The organism is Burkholderia crassaminum (assembly GCF_964265005.1).
Lineage (GTDB): Bacteria > Pseudomonadota > Gammaproteobacteria > Burkholderiales > Burkholderiaceae > Burkholderia.
Window position 1 is genome coordinate 1,027,342 of the sequence record NZ_OZ183799.1, and the last position, 17,295, is coordinate 1,044,636.

The 17,295-nt window shown below is 68.5% G+C and carries 20 protein-coding genes; 8 read left to right on the top strand and 12 right to left on the bottom strand.

From position 1 onward, the window contains the following. Positions 1–51 precede the first annotated feature (51 nt). On the bottom strand, positions 52–369 hold the full coding sequence (locus ACPTTF_RS04680) for a hypothetical protein (protein ID WP_423370425.1): 318 nt from the start codon (positions 367–369) through the stop codon (positions 52–54). Between the two features lie 2 nt (positions 370–371). Beyond that, positions 372–1,127, bottom strand: coding sequence for a DeoR/GlpR family DNA-binding transcription regulator (locus ACPTTF_RS04685; RefSeq protein ID WP_423370426.1), 756 nt, complete (start codon positions 1,125–1,127; stop codon positions 372–374). Positions 1,128–1,208: 81 nt separating this feature from the next. Here ACPTTF_RS04685 and ACPTTF_RS04690 point away from each other — a divergent pair, with 81 nt between their 5' ends. The 6 genes from ACPTTF_RS04690 to ACPTTF_RS04715 all read left to right on the top strand — a co-directional run bounded on the left by ACPTTF_RS04690 (position 1,209) and on the right by ACPTTF_RS04715 (position 4,552). After that, complete coding sequence (locus ACPTTF_RS04690) at positions 1,209–1,808, top strand: NUDIX domain-containing protein (RefSeq protein ID WP_423370427.1); 600 nt, start codon at positions 1,209–1,211, stop codon at positions 1,806–1,808. Beyond that, positions 1,805–2,185, top strand: coding sequence for a DUF4406 domain-containing protein (locus ACPTTF_RS04695; protein ID WP_166957248.1), 381 nt, complete (start codon positions 1,805–1,807; stop codon positions 2,183–2,185). Before ACPTTF_RS04690 ends, ACPTTF_RS04695 begins: the two co-directional genes overlap by 4 nt. A 189-nt stretch (positions 2,186–2,374) precedes the next feature. After that, positions 2,375–2,674: a hypothetical protein gene (locus ACPTTF_RS04700; RefSeq protein ID WP_423391152.1), complete on the top strand. Its 300-nt coding sequence runs from the start codon at positions 2,375–2,377 to the stop codon at positions 2,672–2,674. Between the two features lie 45 nt (positions 2,675–2,719). Then, positions 2,720–3,592, top strand: coding sequence for an SIR2 family NAD-dependent protein deacylase (locus ACPTTF_RS04705; RefSeq protein WP_423370429.1), 873 nt, complete (start codon positions 2,720–2,722; stop codon positions 3,590–3,592). A gap of 199 nt (positions 3,593–3,791) precedes the next feature. Then, entirely contained in the window at positions 3,792–4,178 is a 387-nt protein-coding gene (gene crcB, locus ACPTTF_RS04710) for a fluoride efflux transporter CrcB (protein ID WP_166957252.1), read from the top strand. 23 nt (positions 4,179–4,201) lie between these two features. After that, entirely contained in the window at positions 4,202–4,552 is a 351-nt protein-coding gene (locus ACPTTF_RS04715; protein ID WP_423370430.1) for a DUF190 domain-containing protein, read from the top strand. Between the two features lie 12 nt (positions 4,553–4,564). Here ACPTTF_RS04715 and ACPTTF_RS04720 read toward each other — a convergent pair whose 3' ends face one another. After that, the gene (locus ACPTTF_RS04720) at positions 4,565–5,128 is read right to left on the bottom strand and encodes a YggT family protein (protein WP_166957256.1); all 564 of its coding nucleotides are present in this window, start codon (positions 5,126–5,128) and stop codon (positions 4,565–4,567) included. A gap of 75 nt (positions 5,129–5,203) precedes the next feature. Then, positions 5,204–6,133 carry a Rossmann-like and DUF2520 domain-containing protein gene (locus ACPTTF_RS04725; protein ID WP_423370431.1) on the bottom strand — a complete coding sequence of 310 codons (930 nt, stop codon included), beginning with the start codon at positions 6,131–6,133 and terminating at the stop codon, positions 5,204–5,206. A 515-nt stretch (positions 6,134–6,648) separates the two neighbouring features. Here ACPTTF_RS04725 and ACPTTF_RS04730 point away from each other — a divergent pair. Beyond that, complete coding sequence (locus ACPTTF_RS04730) at positions 6,649–6,954, top strand: hypothetical protein (protein ID WP_027783774.1); 306 nt, start codon at positions 6,649–6,651, stop codon at positions 6,952–6,954. Between the two features lie 123 nt (positions 6,955–7,077). Here the strand turns inward: ACPTTF_RS04730 and ACPTTF_RS04735 are convergent, their stop codons facing one another. Next, the gene (locus ACPTTF_RS04735; protein WP_166957260.1) at positions 7,078–7,746 is read right to left on the bottom strand and encodes a LysE family translocator; all 669 of its coding nucleotides are present in this window, start codon (positions 7,744–7,746) and stop codon (positions 7,078–7,080) included. A 58-nt stretch (positions 7,747–7,804) separates the two neighbouring features. Continuing rightward, entirely contained in the window at positions 7,805–9,361 is a 1,557-nt protein-coding gene (locus ACPTTF_RS04740) for a UbiD family decarboxylase (protein WP_423370432.1), read from the bottom strand. Between the two features lie 596 nt (positions 9,362–9,957). On the opposite strand from ACPTTF_RS04740, the gene ACPTTF_RS04745 reads away from it, so the two are divergent. Further along, positions 9,958–11,067: a transglycosylase SLT domain-containing protein gene (locus ACPTTF_RS04745; protein WP_423370433.1), complete on the top strand. Its 1,110-nt coding sequence runs from the start codon at positions 9,958–9,960 to the stop codon at positions 11,065–11,067. A 125-nt stretch (positions 11,068–11,192) separates the two neighbouring features. Here the strand turns inward: ACPTTF_RS04745 and ACPTTF_RS04750 are convergent, their stop codons facing one another. From ACPTTF_RS04750 to ACPTTF_RS04775, 6 genes are all read right to left on the bottom strand, one after another. After that, the gene (locus ACPTTF_RS04750; RefSeq protein ID WP_166957266.1) at positions 11,193–12,389 is read right to left on the bottom strand and encodes a pyridoxal phosphate-dependent aminotransferase; all 1,197 of its coding nucleotides are present in this window, start codon (positions 12,387–12,389) and stop codon (positions 11,193–11,195) included. Positions 12,390–12,461: 72 nt separating this feature from the next. Next, positions 12,462–12,899 (bottom strand): transcription antitermination factor NusB, encoded by a 438-nt coding sequence (gene nusB, locus ACPTTF_RS04755; RefSeq protein ID WP_166957268.1) that lies wholly within the window; start codon positions 12,897–12,899, stop codon positions 12,462–12,464. Beyond that, complete coding sequence (ribH, locus tag ACPTTF_RS04760; protein WP_011351235.1) at positions 12,896–13,414, bottom strand: 6,7-dimethyl-8-ribityllumazine synthase; 519 nt, start codon at positions 13,412–13,414, stop codon at positions 12,896–12,898. Before ribH ends, nusB begins: the two co-directional genes overlap by 4 nt. Before the next feature lie 53 nt (positions 13,415–13,467). After that, positions 13,468–14,610 carry a bifunctional 3,4-dihydroxy-2-butanone-4-phosphate synthase/GTP cyclohydrolase II gene (gene ribBA / locus ACPTTF_RS04765; protein WP_423370434.1) on the bottom strand — a complete coding sequence of 381 codons (1,143 nt, stop codon included), beginning with the start codon at positions 14,608–14,610 and terminating at the stop codon, positions 13,468–13,470. Positions 14,611–14,804: 194 nt separating this feature from the next. Beyond that, positions 14,805–15,323 (bottom strand): DUF1993 domain-containing protein, encoded by a 519-nt coding sequence (locus ACPTTF_RS04770; protein ID WP_423370435.1) that lies wholly within the window; start codon positions 15,321–15,323, stop codon positions 14,805–14,807. 168 nt (positions 15,324–15,491) lie between these two features. Beyond that, the gene (locus ACPTTF_RS04775) at positions 15,492–17,261 is read right to left on the bottom strand and encodes a prolyl oligopeptidase family serine peptidase (protein ID WP_423370436.1); all 1,770 of its coding nucleotides are present in this window, start codon (positions 17,259–17,261) and stop codon (positions 15,492–15,494) included. Positions 17,262–17,295: the final 34 nt, after the last annotated feature.

Consider the following 17,295-nt stretch of genomic DNA (forward strand, 5'->3'; position numbering starts at 1 on the left):
CGGGCGGCGCGTGGCGATTGGGCGGGCGCCCATGTTAGCAAGCGGACGCTGTCAGCACGCTGACATTGGTTTGGTGTTGACGCGGTGAAAGCACGAAGCCGGTTCGACGGGGACATCCGGCGCATGCGGCGCATGCGGCGCATGCGGCGCATCCGGCACATCCGGCACATCCGGCACATCCGGCACATCCGGCACATCCGGCACATCCGGCACATCCGGCACATCCGGCACATCCGGCACATCCGGCGCATCCGGCACATCCGGCACATCCGGCACATCCGGCACATCCGGCACATCCGGTACATCCGGTACATCCGGTACATCCGGCGCATGCGGCGCATCCGGCACATCCCGCGCGGCTGCAACCAACGCTACGCGCGCACGACCGTCACGCCCGCCGCTTCGATCGGCTTCGTCAACGCGGCATCGGTTTCCTTTTCGACCACCACCGTGTGCGCCAGCGTGAGCTCGCCGATCACGAACTGTGAGGCCGCGCGCAGCTTCGACTGCGACGCGAGCACGACCGTCTCGGCCGCGCGTTCGGCCAGCGCGCGCTTGATCGCCGCTTCCTCGAAATCGCCGGTGCTGAGCCCCGCAACCGGGTGCACGCCCGTCACGCCCATGAAGTAAAGGTCCGCATGGATGCGCGCAATGCCCTCCATTGCCGCCGCGCCGACGGCGACGATCGAATGCTTGTAGAGCCGCCCGCCGATCAGGATCACGTCGATCGACGGATGCGCGGCGAGCGCAACCGCGACACTCGGGCTGTGCGTGACGATCGTCGCGCGCAGGTCGGTCGGCAACTGGCTGACGAGCAGCGCCGAGGTCGTGCCGCCGTCGACGATCGCGACCTGCCCGGGCGCGATCATCTGGGCGGCGCACCGCGCGATGCGCCGCTTTTCCGCCGTCTCGAGCGCTTCGCGCTGCGCGAACGGCGCAACGGCCGGCGATGCAGGCAGCGCACCGCCATGCACGCGCTGCAGCAGGCCCTCGGCCGCGAGCTCGCGCAGGTCGCGGCGGACGGTGTCTTCGGATACGCCGAATTGCGCACTCAGCTCGACCGCCAGCACTTGGCCGTCGCGCGCGAGTGCGTCGAGGATCGCTTTCTTGCGTTGTGTCGTCAGCATTGCGTTTGCACGAATTTTCTTGAAATTGCACGAATATGCACGTTACCATGAGCGCCGTCTTTTGTCGAACCGGAGGCTGGGATGGCTGCAACACGGGACCGTGTCCGCATCGTCGATACGACGGTGCTGTCCGATGACTGGTATGTGCTGAAGAAGGTGACGTTCGATTTCCTGCGCCGCGACGGAACGTGGCAGCGCCTGAGCCGCGAGACCTACGATCGCGGCAACGGCGCGACCATTTTGCTGCGCAATGCCGATACCGGCGACGTGCTGCTGACGCGGCAGTTCCGGATGCCGGCCTTCGTCAGTGGGCACGACGGCATGCTGCTCGAGGCTGCTGCGGGCCTGCTCGACGACGCGACGCCCGAAGCGCGTATCCGCGCGGAGGCCGAGGAGGAGACCGGCTATCGCGTGCGCGGCGTGCGCAAGGTGTTCGAGGCATTCATGAGCCCGGGCTCGGTGACGGAGAAGCTGCATTTCTTCGTCGGTGAATACGATGCGTCGCTGCGCACGGGCGACGGCGGCGGCGTCGCGGAAGAGGGCGAGGATCTGGAGGTCGTCGAGATGCCGCTGCAGGCGGCGCTGGACGCGATCGAACGCGGCGAGATCGTCGACGGGAAGACGATCATGCTGCTCCAGTACGTCGCGCTGCGGGAAACCGCCGGCGCGCGCACGGCATGACGCCGCTGCTCGTGCTGGTCGCCGGCCCTTATCGCAGCGGCACGGACGGCGACCCCGCGCGCATCGCCGCGAACCTGCACCGGCTGGAGGAGGCCGCGCTCGCCGTGTATCGCCGCGGGCACGTGCCGATGATCGGCGAGTGGGTGTCGCTGCCGCTCGCCGTCGCGGCCGGGTCGCGACAGGTCGGCGACGCGATCAGCGAGGCGTTCCTGTATCCGGCCGCACACCGGCTGCTGCGTCGCTGCGATGCGGTATGGCGGATCGACGGTGCGTCGCGCGGGGCCGACGCGGATGTCGCCCTCGCGCGGCAGCTCGGCAAGGCCGTCTATTTCTCGGTCGACGACATTCCGGTCGCGCAGGACGATTCGGATAGCTGAACAGGCGGGGAGGGGCCCGGTCATGGCGGTGCGGGTGGCTTCCCGCATCGCACGCTTGCATGCACTGCTCGCCTGCACCGGCCGAACGCCCGAACGCCCGAACGCCCGAACGCCCGAATGCCCGAATGCCCGAATGCCCGAATGCCCGAATGCCCGAATGCCCGAATGCCCGAATGCCCGAATGCCCGAATGCCCGAACCGCCCGCACCGCCCGCACCGCCCGAACCGCCCGAACCGCCCGAACTGCCCGAACTGCCCGAACCGCCCGAACCGCCCGAACTGCCCGAACTGCCCGAACCGCCCGAACCGCCCGAACCGCCCGAACCGCCCGAACCGCCCGAACCGCCCGAACCGCCCGAACCGCCCGAACTGCCCGAACTGCCCGAACCGTCCGAACCGCCCGAACCGCCCGAACCGCCCGCGGCCGGGCGAGCATCACGTCATGCCGTTGCATCGCGCATGCCGCGCTGCGCGCGAACCGGCGTATGATCGCGACGCCACCCGCGCATCGCCCGACGCAACCGCCGCCCCGTCATGCCGTTCTCCGATTCCGCCGATTTCACTGCCGCTGCTACCGCCGCGCAACTGCCCGCCGAACTTGTCGCGTCCGCCGTTGCTGCGCTCGCGCGCGCCGACGCATTGCTCGTGACGGCCGGCGCCGGTATCGGCGTCGATTCCGGGCTGCCCGATTTTCGCGGCACGGACGGCTTCTGGCGCGCGTACCCGGCGCTGCGCCACGAGCGTTTCGAATTCCACGAGATCGCATCGCCACAGGCGTTCCGCGCACACACTCAGCTCGCGTGGGGCTTTTACGGGCACCGTCTCGCGCTCTACCGTGCGACGGTGCCGCATGCGGGCTTCGCGATCCTGCGCCGCTGGATCGACGCGATGCCGAACGGCGGCTTCGTGCTGACGAGCAACGTCGACGGCCAGTTCCAGAAAGCCGGCTTCGATCCGGCGCGGATCGTCGAGATCCACGGTTCGATTCACGCAATGCAGTGCCTGCGCCCCTGCTCGGACGACACCTGGGATGCGGCGTCGTTCGTGCCGGACGTCGACGAAGCCACCTGTCGCCTCGTCGGCGAAATGCCGCGTTGCCCGCGCTGCGGCGGCCTCGCACGGCCGAACATCCTGATGTTCGGCGACACCGGCTGGCTCGGTGCGCGCTACGACGCGCAGGAACGCGCGCTGGAAGACTGGATTGCGCGGGCCGGGCGCGTCGCCGTGGTCGAGATCGGCGCGGGCACCGCGATCCCGACCGTGCGCATGCTGAGTGAACGGCTCGGTGCCGACGTGATCCGCATCAACGCGCGCGAGGCGCATGCGCGTCGTGCGGACGTGATCGGCTTGAAGGGCGGCGCGCTGGCGGCGCTGAGCGCGCTCGACGCAGCCTGGCGAAGCGCGTGAACGTGCGTGAACGTGCGGGTACCCGCCACGTGAACGGGCGGGCATCCGCCGGCGGTCGCCGTTGCAGGCGCGAGGCGAATCCGCATACAGTTCAGCCAGTGCCGACCGCACACGCGCCGCACGCATGCGGCAACGGACTTCGCCCCGGGCGACCGGGGCCGGCGGCTGAATCCAGCCGCCTCATCGACCGGGAGCGCCCTTGTTCTATTCGATCGTCGCGATCTTCGTCGGCGCCGGGCTCGGCGCGTTGCTGCGCTGGTTCCTGAGTCTCGCGCTCAACGAATTCTTTCCCGCCGTGCCGCTCGGCACGCTCGCCGCGAACCTGATCGGCGGCTACGTGATCGGCATCGCCGCCGTCGTGTTCACGACCCGCGTCGGGTTGCCGCCCGAGTGGCGGCTGTTCGTGATCACGGGCTTTCTCGGCGGCCTCACGACGTTCTCGACCTATTCGGCCGAAGTGATGACGCATGCGCTGCAGGGCGAATTCGGATGGGCGTTTGCGGTGGCTGCCCTACACTTGACTGGATCGTTCGCGCTGACGGCGCTCGGCATGTGGACCGCGCGCGCGTGGCTCGCGGCGGCCTGAGCGTGCCGCCATCGGAGGGAGCGATGGACAGGATCTTCTTGCGCTTCTATGTGCACGAGCAGCATCGGCTGCACTGGAAGCCGCTGTGGGAATGGCTGCTGGAGGAGGCGAGCCGGATGGGCGTCGCCGGCGGTTCCGCGTTTCGCGCGATGGCGGGTTTCGGCCAGCATCGCGTGCTGCACGAGGACCGCTTCTTCGAACTGCAGGGGTCGCTCGCGATCGAGGTCGAATTCATCGTCACCGAGGACGAGGCGCAGCGCTTGCTCGATCGGCTGTCGCAGGAAAAGGTGCGCGTGTGCTACGCGATGATGCCGGCGCGCTTCGGCGTGATCGACACGCTCGGCGCAGCGCCGGCACAGGGGCCGGCGGCGTAGGGTGCGACGGCGTCAGATGCCGAACATCGTCAGCGACACGGCGGCGCGTGTAACGACCATCAGCAGCACCTGCACGATCACGAACAGCAGGATCGGCGACAGGTCGATGCCGCCGAGGTTCGGGATGATGCGGCGCAGCGGGTTCAGGAACGGCGCGGTGAGCTGGTAGAGGATCGGCATGGCCGGCGAGCGCGGGTTGAGCCACGACAGCAGCGCCATCAGGATCGTCATCCAGATCACGAGATTGAGCGCCCACTTCAGGACGGTGAGCAGCGCGACCACGACGAGCGTCGCGATCACCGCGGCCGGGTCGAAGCCGGCCATCACGACCATCAGCACGACGTAGATGAGCGCGGTGAGGAGGGCTGCGACGACGCTGGCCCAGTCGATGCCGCGTACGCCCGGGATCACGCGGCGCAGCGGCAGCACGAGCCAGTTGGTCGCTTGCAGCACGGCCTGCGTGACGGGGTTGTACGGCGGCACGCGGACGGCCTGCATCCAGACGCGCAGGATCAGCGCGGCGCCGAACAGCGTGAAGACGGTATTGAGCAGAAAACGGGCGATCTCGCCGAACATCGTTGGCATCCTTTTTATACAGTCAGTAGCGCGCGGCCGCCAACGCCGGATGGCGGCGCATCGGCCGACACCTTATCACGCCTCGTCTTGCGACGGGGAGGGGTGCGCGGCCATGCGCGCGAGTGACGTTTCGACGGCTTCGGCGAGCGCCGGCAGCGATGCCGGCGGCGTGACGCGCTGCGCCGCGAGCGCGACCGCGCGGCGCGTCAGCAGCGCGTACAGCGTCGCGTGATCGCCGCCGTGCGTTTCAAGCAGTGCCAACTGGCGTTCGACGATGCCCGTATCGCCGCGCGACACCGGGCCCGAGAGCGCGTTCGCGAGCCCCTTGTCGCGCGCGGTCTCGATCGTGCCTGCCAGCATCGGCAGCAGCGCGCGCAGCGCGGCTTCCTCGTCGAAACCGAGGCCGCGCCATAGCTCGACCGCTTCCGCCAGCCCGCACAGTGCGAAGCTCGCCGCGTAGTGCGCAGCCGCGTGATAGAGCATCCGGCCGCCGGCCGGAATCGACAGCGGGTGGCAGCCGAGTGCGGCAGCAAGTCGCATCAGCGTCGCATGCAGCGCGCCGTCGGCTTCGATCGTGACCGAGCAGCCGTCGATGCGGGCGAGGTCGGCGTCGGTGCCGCCGAACAGGTAGAGCGGATGGAAGCCGCCGGTGGCCGTGCCTTGCTGCTGCGCCGGATCGAGCAGTGCGACCGGCGACGCGCCGCTGCAGTGAACGACGGCCTGCCGAGCGGCGCGCGAGGCGTCGAAGCGCAGCGCCGCGGCGGTCGACGCGAGATGGTCGTCGGGCACCGTCAGGAAGATCAGGTCGGCGGCGTCGGCGACCTGCTGCGGCGTGTCGACCGCGTGGCAGCCGTCGATGCGTGCGGCGAGGGCCGCGGCCGACGCGGGCGTGCGGCTCGCGATCGCGACGACCGGAAAGCCGGCCTGCGCGAAGCGCTGTGCGACACAGCGTGCGAGACGGCCGGCGCCGATGAAGCCGAGGCGGGGTGTGTCGGGGAAGGACATGGCAGCGGACGTAAGCGAAAACGAAGCAATCGCCAGTATCGCAGGAATGACGACGGGGCTGCGACAGCGCAATGGCCGCTCGGACACGTGCCTGGCCGACCGGTAGGCGGCGCGATCGACGCGTGGTTCGGCGAGCGGTATCGCGGTCGATTCACGATCCTGGAATCCGACCCTGAAATATATCGCGCCCGTATCCCGCTTGAAATGTCGGCATCTTGTCTCAAATTTGTAATCGTTGATTACGGTCGCGTGCCCGCCACGCGCGCCGTATCCGGTAAGACTGACCGGCCATGATGTTGCGACCCGACTCGTCGGACGGAATCGCGCGGCCCGCAAGGGGCGTCGCAGGCGCTGCGAGCCACGCCGCACGGCGGCTCCGGCCGTGTGCAATTGCAATTTGCAACAAATGCGCGATACGCGAGGGGCGGGTTTTCGCTACATTGCTTCCATGCGACGTGCATGCCCGCCGTTGCCGACAGGGGCGCACAAAATACCGCTCCAGCAGGAGAATCGAAGTGAAAAAGCTCATTCCGTTCATCGCCGCCGCCGCGCTGGGCCTGGGTGCCGCAAGCGCTGCGCAGGCTCACGTGTCGATCGGGGTCGGCATCGGTATCCCGGTCGCGCCCGCGTATCCCGTCTATGCACCGCCGCCGCCCGTGTACTACGCGCCGCCGCCTCCGCCCGTCTATTACGCGCCGGCGCCGGCCTACTACGCACCGCCGCCCGCCGTGGTCGTCGGCGGCTATGGTGGCTACTACGGTCGCCCGTACTGGCGCCATGGTTACGGCGGCTGGGGCCATCACGGCTACTGGCGTCGCTGATTCGTCCCGCGCGGCCTGACCGCGCGTGGCAAAACGGCGCAACGTCCCGAGCGGGGCGTTGCGCCGTTTTTCTTTTGGGCCGTCGCCCGACCTCGGTGAGCGGCCCGTGCAGGCCGGCTTCGACTACACCGCGTGCACGATCAGGTCGCGGTAGCCGCCGACGATCACGCTGTACGAGAAATACGCGAACAGCAGCGCCGACGCGATGTGGCACGCGCGCATCAGCCCGGCGCCCGCGCGCTTGCGGCCCTGGCTCGCGAGCGTGCACATGAAGAGCGTCCACGCGAGGCCGCCGAGGAAAAAACCTGACAGGAACACCGACGCGGTGGCCGGTGTGGTCGCGCCGGCTTTCGCGATCAGCGCGCCGCCGACCGCCGCGAACCACAGGATCGCGCTCGGCGACGACATCGCGAGCAGCATGCCGCGCAGGAAACTGCGCCGCGCGCTCGCGCGCGGCTGCGGCGTATCCTCGGCATCGTCGCCGGCCGCGCTGGCCGGCGCCAGCGCTTCCCGCGCCATCTTCCACGTGAGGAACAGCAGCACGGCGCCGCCGCCGATCCACACGATCCAGCGCACCGGCTCGAACTGCAGCAGGACGGCCATCCCCGCGAGCGCGAGCGCCGCGTAGACGAGATCGCCGACGCACGATCCGATGCCGAGCCAGAAGCCTGGCCGGAAGCCGTGCGACAGCGTCAGCGACAGCATCGCGACGTTCACGAGGCCGATGTCGAGACAGAGCGACAGCGACAGAAAGAAGCCGTCGGACAGCATGGAGGCGGGCGGAAAGGTCATCTTCGTTGTTCTTGTCGCGAGGGCAATCCACGGGCCGGCGGTCGCCGGCCGCATGGCATCAGAGTCCGATCTCCTGCCAGAGCCGGTCGACGCGCGCCTTCACGGCGGCATCCATCTCGATCGGGCGGCCCCATTCGCGGCTGGTCTCGCCGGGCCACTTGTTGGTCGCGTCGAGCCCCATCTTCGAGCCGAGGCCGGCCACCGGCGATGCGAAATCGAGATAATCGATCGGCGTGCTGTCGACCATCACCGTGTCGCGCACGGGGTCGACGCGCGTCGTGATCGCCCAGATCACTTCCTTCCAGTCGCGGATGTTCACGTCCTCGTCGACGACCACGATGAACTTCGTATACATGAACTGCCGCAGGAAGCTCCACACGCCGAACATCACGCGCTTCGCGTGGCCCGCGTAGCTCTTCTTCATCTGGACGATGGCCATCCGGTAGCTGCAGCCTTCTGGCGGCAGGTAGAAGTCGGTGATCTCCGTGAACTGTTTCTGCAGCAGCGGCACGAACACCTCGTTGAGCGCGACGCCGAGCACCGCGGGCTCGTCGGGCGGCTTGCCCGTGTAGGTCGAGTGGTAGATCGCGTCGCGGCGCATCGTGATGCGCTCGACGGTGAACACGGGGAACCACTCCTGCTCGTTGTAATAGCCGGTGTGGTCGCCGTACGGGCCTTCGAGCGCATGCTCGTACGTGGCGGACGCGTTGCCGGCCGGGCGCGGCGGTGCGCCGGCCGGAGCGGGGGCGGGGCTGCCTTCCTGCGGATAAATGAAGCCTTCGAGCACGATCTCCGCGCGCGCAGGCACCTGCAGCGTGTCGACGCCGGGCGTCAGGCACTTCGCGAGCTCCGTGCGGCTGCCGCGCAGCAGGCCGGCGAACTGGTACTCGGACAGCGAATCGGGCACGGGCGTCACCGCGCCGAGCGTCGTGGCCGGATCGGCGCCGAGCACGACCGCGACCGGGTACGGCTTGCCGGGGTTCTGCAGCGCGAATTCGCGGAAGTCGAGTGCGCCGCCGCGATGCGCGAGCCAGCGCATGATCAGCTTGTTGCGGCCGATCAGCTGCTGGCGGTAGATCCCGAGGTTCTGCCGCGACTTGTTCGGCCCGCGCGTGACCGTCAGGCCCCACGTGACGAGCGGCCCCGCGTCGCCGGGCCAGCAGGTCTGGATCGGCAGCTTGTTCAGGTCGACGTCGTTGCCTTCCCAGACGATCTCCTGGCACGGCGGCGACGACACCGACTTCGGCGCCATGTCCCACACGGCCTTCGCGAGCGACAGCAGCTTGCCGGCATCCTTCAGGCTCTTCGGCGGATCGGGTTCCTTCAGCGCGGACAGCAGGCGCCCGAGATCGCGCAGCGAATCGAGCGCGGCGTCGTCGCCCGCATCGACGCCCATCCCGAGCGCGACGCGGCGCGGCGTGCCGAACAGGTTGCCGAGCACCGGGAAGTCGTAGCCGGTCGGTGCGTTGAACAGCAGCGCAGGGCCGCTGGCGCGCAGCACGCGGTCGCACAGCTCGGTCATTTCGAGCACGGGCGACACGGGTTGCGTGACGCGCCGCAGTTCGCCGAGCGCCTCGAGGCGCTGGATGAAATCGCGTAAGTCTTTGTATTTCATGAAGATGGTCCGGGCCACCCGCAGGGCGGGCAGCGATGGGTGGGCGCAGCGGCCGGCTGCGGCCCCGAATCGACCGACGATTTTACCCGCGCCGCCGCATGCCCGCCCGGCGGAGAAAAAAGTCGGTCGCGCGCAAACCCCCTACGGCACGGGGCTCGCGATCTGAAGAGCGTCTTTAAATTACTTTTTGTTATGATTTGGAGGTTTTATAGTGTTGACGATCTATAAAACCCTGCTAGAATCCGCTCACATTGGCTGCAGGGTAAAAGGCTTCGAGCCGCCAATCACCGATCTTTGACGCAGCGCGTCACCGTCCGCCGAATCCTGCACGGCGTATCCGACGGCTTTAGTCGTAGTCCCAGCCAGCGCTACCAGACGCTGGTTTTTTGCGTGGGTGCCACCGCGTATGCCCGCCTCGCCCAGTGTGCGAAGGTGCCGGCCCTCTTACACCGTGGCCTCGAACGGTACTTATACCGTTTCCCCGATGCCTGCACGCCCCAACCAAAGCGTGCAGCGTCGTGATTCCGCGGCGCGTTACCTGTCTCGCCATCGAGCTGAGCGAGCCGCACGAGTCATGTTCATGGGAGATGATCTGAATGAACGCTTGGTTATCGTGGCGTCCTAGTGAGCAGCATGCGCAATTCGTGCGCAGCATGCTGCGTCGCGGGACGCGTGTCAGTCACCATCTATTCAGCGTTGTCGGCTGTTTCGCTGTCGCAGTTGCGCTCGCACTGTGGCTGCTGCCAACCGTCCGCGGCACGCTCGCCGCGAAGCTGATGCCGGTCGTATCCGCGGCCGTGCAAGCCGGGCCGGCCCGTCTGCTGACCGGCCATCCGCTGCCGAACTTCGCGCCCGCCGGCGCGCAGCCGCAGCAGGAAGACAGCCCCGAAACGGACGCGCTTGCGGTCGGCCTCGACGTCGCATCGGAAGCCACCGCGCAGGGCGATGCGTCCGATCCGGCCCGCAACGGCCCGTCGCCCGTCGCGCTGGCGAAGCTGATCCCGACCCAGCGCGTGGCGGCCGATGCGCGTGACGACCGTGCGCTCGCATCGAATCGCGAACAGGCGCTGGTCGCGACTTACCTGTCGCGCCGTTACCGTGTCGCGCAGGAGCCGCTCGGCCAGCTCGTCAAGGCTGCGTTCCAGACCGGCCGTGACGTCGGCCTCGATCCGCTGCTGCTGCTGTCCGTGATGGCGATCGAGTCGGGCTTCAATCCGTACGCCGAAAGCGGCGTGGGCGCGAAGGGCCTGATGCAGGTCATGTCGAAGGTCCATTCCGACAAGTTCGAGTATTTCGGCGGCACCGATACCGCACTGCAGCCGATCGCGAACCTCCAGGTCGGCGCGCTCGTGCTGAAGGACTGCATCGCACGTGGCGGCTCGCTCGCGAACGGCCTGCGCCTGTACAACGGCTCGACGAACCCGGACGACACCGCATACGGCGCGAAGGTGATGGCCGAGCGCGGCCGCCTGCGCGACGTGTCGCATGGCCGCAGCGTGCCGGTCAATGCGCCGCAGGCGCCGGCGAAGCCGATCGTCACGGCCGCCGCCGTGACGGCAGCAGCGGGCGGTGCGAAGCGCGTGCATGCGACGCTGGAAACCACGACGTCGGCGAAGTCGGCGGCATCGAAGGAAGCCGCGCCGCAGGACGACGCGAGCGTCGATACCGCGAAGCAGTCACATGGCGGTTCGGAGCTTGGCGCGTAACGTGTGGCGGTAGTGCGGTGGTAGCGACCCGCACGGCTCCGGCCGGCAGGGCATGAAAAAGGCACCCGATCAGGGTGCCTTTTTCTTTGTGCGGCGCGAGAAACCGCCGGCGTGCCGGCCGTGGCTCAGTGCTGCCCGAACAGCGTCGCGAGCCTTTCGACCGCTTCCTCGAGCCGCGAGTAGGCCGTTGCATAGGACAGGCGGATATAGTCGCGCGGCGCATGGACACCGAAGTCCATGCCGGGCACCAGCACGACCCCCGCGTCGTGCAGCATCGCCTTCGTGAGTGCGGCGCTGTCGCCGGCCGCCGGGTGGGCGACGCCGCCGCAGTGCGCATACACGTAGAACGCGCCGTCCGGCATCACGGGTACCGTGAAGCCGAGCCGTTCGAGCGCCGGTGCGATGAAATCGCGGCGGCGCTTGAATTCGAGCCGGCGCGCTTCGTAGATGTCGAGCGCGGCCGGCTCGAAGCACGCGAGCGCCGCATGCTGCGCGAGCGCGGACGGGCAGATGAACAGGTTCTGCGCCAGCTTCTCGAACGTGCCGACCAGCGTGGGCGGCACGACCAGCCAGCCGAGCCGCCAGCCCGTCATGCTGAAATACTTGGAGAAGCTGTTCACGGTGACAACGTCGTCGCCGAATGAAAGGGCCGACACGGGCGCCGCGTCGTAGCTGAGCCCCTGGTAGATCTCGTCGACGATCGTGAAACCGCCGCGTGCGCGCACGGCTTCGACGATCCGTTTCAGCTCGTCCGGTTCGAGCGACGTGCCGGTCGGGTTCGACGGCGAGGCGAGCAGCACGCCGCGCGTGCGGTCGCCCCAGCGCGTGCGGACGTCGTCCTCGGTGAGCTGGAAGCGCGCGTCCGGGCCGCTCGGCACGAGCACCGCGCGGCCTTCGGCCGCCGCGACGAAGTGCCGGTTGCACGGATACGACGGGTCGGGCATCAGCACCTCGTCGTCACGACCGACGAGCGCGAGGCACGCGAGCAGCAGCGCGGCCGACGCGCCGGCAGTCACGACGATCCGCTCGGGGCTGATCGTGAGGCCGTACGCGCGCGCATAGTGCGCGGCGATCGCCTCGCGCAGCGGCGCAATGCCGAGCGCGCTCGTATATTGCGTGACGCCGCGGCGCAGCGCGGCCGCGGCCGCTTCGACGACCGGCTCCGGCGCGGTGAAATCCGGCTCGCCGATGCCCATGTGGATAACATCGCGCCCGGAGGACTCGAGACGCTGTGCCTCCTTCATCAGTTCCATCACGTAGAAGGGCTGGATCGCGTCGACGCGTGCGGCGAGTTTGACGAGCGAATCGGTGGCGGTATTCATCGGGCGGGCAGGGCGAGGGGGCGGGACGAAAGAAAAAACGGGCGCATGCGCGCCCGTTCCGGACCAACGGTATCAGCCGTTGCGGCGCGCCTGCGTTTCGGCGGGGCGCAGCTTCGCGGCGAGCTTGTCGAGCACGCCGTTCACGTACTTGTAGCCGTCGGAGCCGCCGAACGTCTTCGCGAGTTCGACAGCTTCGTTGATGATCACGCGGTACGGCGTTTCGACGTGGTGCGTGAGCTCGAACGTCGCGATGAGCAGCACGGCGCGTTCGACCGGCGACAACTGCTCGATCGGGCGGTCGAGCGACGGCGTCAGTGCTTCGACGAGCGTGACGTGCTCGCGGATCACGCCGTGCAGGATCGCGTCGAGCAGCGCCTTGTCAGCCTTGTCGTAACCGAGCGCGCCGCGCAGTTGCGCGTCGATCTCGCCGGAGGACGCGTTCGACAGCAGCCACTGATACAGCCCCTGCGTCGCCAGCTCGCGCGATTGTCGGCGGGCGCTCTTCTTCATGCGCGCTCCTCTTCGTCGTCTTCGTCTTCTTCTTCGTCCTCGTCGTCATCGCCGAGCTGGTCGAGCGCCATCGTCAGGTTGGCCATCTCGACGGCGACGCGTGCGGCGTCACGACCCTTTTCGGTCATGCGCGCGACGGCCTGCTCGTCGTTTTCGGTCGTCAGGACCGCGTTTGCGATCGGCAGGTTGAAGTCGAGGCCGATGCGGGTGATGCCCGCGCCGCTCTCGTTCGACACGAGTTCGAAGTGGTAGGTCTCGCCGCGAATCACCGCGCCGAGCGCGATCAGCGCGTCGAACTGGCCGCTTTCCGCGAGCTTTTGCAGCGCGAGCGGGATTTCCAGCGCGCCGGGCACCGACACGAGCAGCACGTCTTCACCGGTGACGCCGAGGCGTTCCAGTTCCTCGACGCACGCATCGGCGAGGCCGTTGCACACGGGCTCGTTGAAGCGCGATTGCACGATGCCGATACGCAGGCCGTCGCCTTCGAGATTCGGTTGGTATTGTCCGATTTCCATGATCTTGTCCGTGGTGTGGATGAACGGTTATAGGGCGAAAGCGCCGTTGCGGGTTACGCGTTGGACGCCGGGCAGGACTTGGCTTCGCCGCCGGGCATCGGGATGAAGCCCGTGACTTCCAGGCCGTAGCCGGACATGCTGCCCAGCTTGCGCGGATTCGACAGCACCTGCATCTTGCCGACGCGGACATCGCGCAGGATCTGCGCGCCGATGCCGAACGTCTTGAAATCGACCGGCCGGCGCTTGAGCGCAGCGGCCTTTTCTTCCTCGTCGAACGCCTTGAAGACGTCGATCAGGTGTTCCTTCGTGTCGCCGCAGTTGAGCAGCACGATCACGCCGAGGTCGCGCTCCGCGATCTCGCGCATCGCGGCGTCGAGCGTCCACGAGTGCGTCGACACGCCCGTTTCGAGCAGGTCGAGCACCGACAGCGGCTCGTGCACGCGCACCGGCGTATCGACGTCGGGCGACGGCGCACCGCGCACCAGCGCGATGTGCGGCGAGCCGCTCGGCTGGTCGCGATACAGCACCGCGCGGAACGTGCCGTGCGCGGTCTGCATCGTGCGCTCGGCGATCCGCTCGATGATCGATTCGGTGCGGCTGCGGTACTGGATCAGGTCGGCGATCGTGCCGATCTTCAGGTTGTGTTCCTGCGCGAATTCGATCAGGTCGGGCAGGCGCGCCATCGTGCCGTCGTCCTTGATGATCTCGCAGATCACCGCGGCCGGCGTGAGGCCCGCGAGCGCGGTGAAGTCGCAACCGGCCTCGGTGTGGCCCGCGCGCACGAGCACGCCGCCCGGCTGCGCCATGATCGGGAACACGTGGCCCGGCTGCACGATGTGCTCGGGGCGCACGTCGTGCGCGACCGCCGTGGCGATCGTGTGCGCACGGTCGGCGGCCGAGATGCCGGTCGTCACGCCTTCGGCCGCTTCGATGCTGACCGTGAACGCGGTGCCGTACTGCGTGCCGTTGCGGTAGGTCATCAGCGGCAGGTGCAGCTGCTTGCAGCGCTCCTGCGTCAACGTCAGACAAACCAGGCCGCGGCCGTACTTGGCCATGAAGTTGATCGCTTCCGGCGTGACGAATTCGGCGGCGATCACGAGGTCGCCCTCGTTTTCACGGTCTTCTTCGTCGACCAGGATCACCATCCGGCCGGCTTTCAGCTCGGCGATGATGTCGAGCGTGGAGGCGAGCGTCATAAGGGGGCGAGAAAGAGGAAAGTGCGTATTTTACGCCAGCCGGACGACGTTTCGGCTGGCATGGGCCGCGCGCCGCCGGCAAGCGCTCCGGAAAGCGCCGCGGCCGGCCTGCGCGGCAGGCCTGGCCGGGCCGCCGCGGGTTGGCCGCACGCGCGGCGCGGACGGTTGCGGGCCGGGCTTCGCCCGGCCGCGCGTCAGGCGTGCTGGTCGCGCCCGCCCAGGTAGTCGAGCTTGCCGAGCTCGACACCGCTGTGGCGCAGGATGTCGTATGCGGTCGTCACGTGGAAGAAGAAATTGGGCAGCACGAAATTCAGCAGGTACGACTGGCCGGTGAATTCGATCGGGCCGACGCGCATCTTCAGCACGATCTGGCGCGCCTCGCTGCCGTCGATCTGCGCGGCGTTGAAGCTTTTCAGGTAGTCGATCGTCTTCTGGATGCGTGCGTGCAGCTCGTCGAAGGACTGCTCGACGTCCGGGTAGCTCGGGATCTCGGCGCCGGCGAGGCGCGCGGCGCAGCCCTTGGCCGTGTCGGTCGCAATATAGACCTGGCGGACGAGCGGCAGCATGTCCGGGTACAGGCGGGCGCCGGTGAACACCGACGGATCGATCTGCTTTTCGGCCGCATGCGCCTGCGCCTTGCCGAGGATGTGCTGCAGATTGCTCAGGCCACGGATCAGCACGGGCAGCGAAGCCTGGTACATCGAGATGGACATGGGGGCGACTCCTGGAAGAAGTGGGCGGCCGCTGGGCGGCGCGCCGTGCGTTGCGGCATCGAAACCGCTGTCGACGCATCTTAGCGCGACCGCATGACCCGTGCGCGTCGTTGGCCGTTCGGCCGATGCTGTCGGCCGGCGGGCCGGTGCACGCGCGGCGTCGTCCGGTCACGCGCGCCGCATCCAGTCGATCATCCGCCGGTACCGGTCCGCGATATTGGCAGGCGATTGCGGCACGTGATCGTCGCCCCAGTAACGGATCAGCCGCACGTCGCGCTTGAGCTGCGTCAGCGCCGCGAACATCCGTTCGCTTTGTTCGAGCGGCACGTAGTCGGCGTCGCCATGGATCAGCAGCAGCGGGGTCGTGATCCGCGCCGCGTGCAGAACCGGGCTGATCGCGTGATACGCGTCCGGGCGGAGCGACGGCGGCGCGTCGATGTTCCAGCTATTGTCGGCCAGCACCTTGCCGAGCAGCTCGAAACGCTCGGGGCGGGCGTCGTTGCCCGTTTCGTAACGCAGGCGCGCGTCGAGCGACGCGTAGAGCGCGGCCGCATCGCTGATGCCGGCGCTCGACATGCCCGAGCGGAACATCGGCGTATGGGCGAGCAGCATCATCGTGGCCCAGCCGCCCAGGCTCTGGCCGTACAGATGAAGCCGGCCGCGATCGACGTACCCGGCATCGACCGCGGCGTCGACCGCTGCGCAGACGTCGTCGAGCATCCTGTCTGCCATCGTCGCCGGCGCTTCGCCCAGCACGTCCCGCATGTTGACGTCGACGACCGCAAAGCCGTGCGCGGCGAACAGCTGGAAATTGAACGGCAGCGCGCAGTCCGGTTCGTGAAACAGGTGCGGATGGGGCGAGACTTTTTCGTACGGGTACACCCAGACGACGGCGGGCACCGGTGCACCCGCGTAATTCGGCGGCAGCAGGACGTCGACGAAGCGCTGTCGGCCCGGCTCCGCGCCGCGGCAGGCAAGCCGGTGCGTCGTGCCGGTCGCGATACCGGCCAACTGGCGATTCGTCTCGAACACCACCGTCGCGTCGCGCGCGCCGGCCGGCCGGATTGTCAGCCGGGTGGCGTCGCGGCCGTGTTCGATGAAGGCCGCGTACGGGCGCTCCGGTTCCGCCGATACGCGTTCGCGGCGTGCGCCATCGAGATCCGTCGGTTCGTCGGCGTCGTTCGAGCCACGCGTGTCCGGCGGGGTGTCCGTGACTGCCGCACGTGTCAGCCCGGCCTGCGCGCACGCTTGCGGCGACAGCGCGGACAACGCGCCCGACGCGGGATCGAACGCCCACCAGTCGGGTGCGGATGCGACGGGCGTATCGCCGAACGCGGCACTGTCGAGCACGTCGGCCGTCGGTTGGCGGCCGAGGGCGTTGGTCGCCCATGCGTCGTGCGCGTTCCCGAACAGCCTGCGATGCAGATGCGACATGACCGGCGTCGCCCGTTCGGCAAGCAGCGGCAGCGCGACGCGGCCATCGGGCAGCCACGTGAACGGCCCGTCGCGGTCGAGCGGGGACAGGTCGACGCTGCGCGCGGTCGTGATCGGCGTCGCGGCCCCGGTCGCCGGGTCGATCAGGACGGCATGCACCGCATCGTCGTCGGCCGACAGCGTGACCGCCGCGATCCATCTTCCGTCCGGCGACCATGACGGTGAGCCGCACGCACGGCCGGCCCGTGCGTCGCCGGCCAGCCGGCGCAGCGTGCGGCCGGCGAATTCGTACAGGTGCAGTTCGGCCCGGTCGAGCCCGCCGAGATACGCGCGGTCGAAACGGAGGCCATCGGCCAGCGGGCGGACGACGGCGAAGCAGATGGAGCCGCCGTCGGGCGACAGCGCGCAGGTGCGGCCGTAGTCGCGCTGGAAGCTGTCGAGCGACAGCAGGTCGTCGACGGTGAAGCGGCGGTGTTGCGCAGGATCGGAAGGGACGGCCGTCACGCAAGCTCCTCGTCGGATCGATGGAAGCGGATAG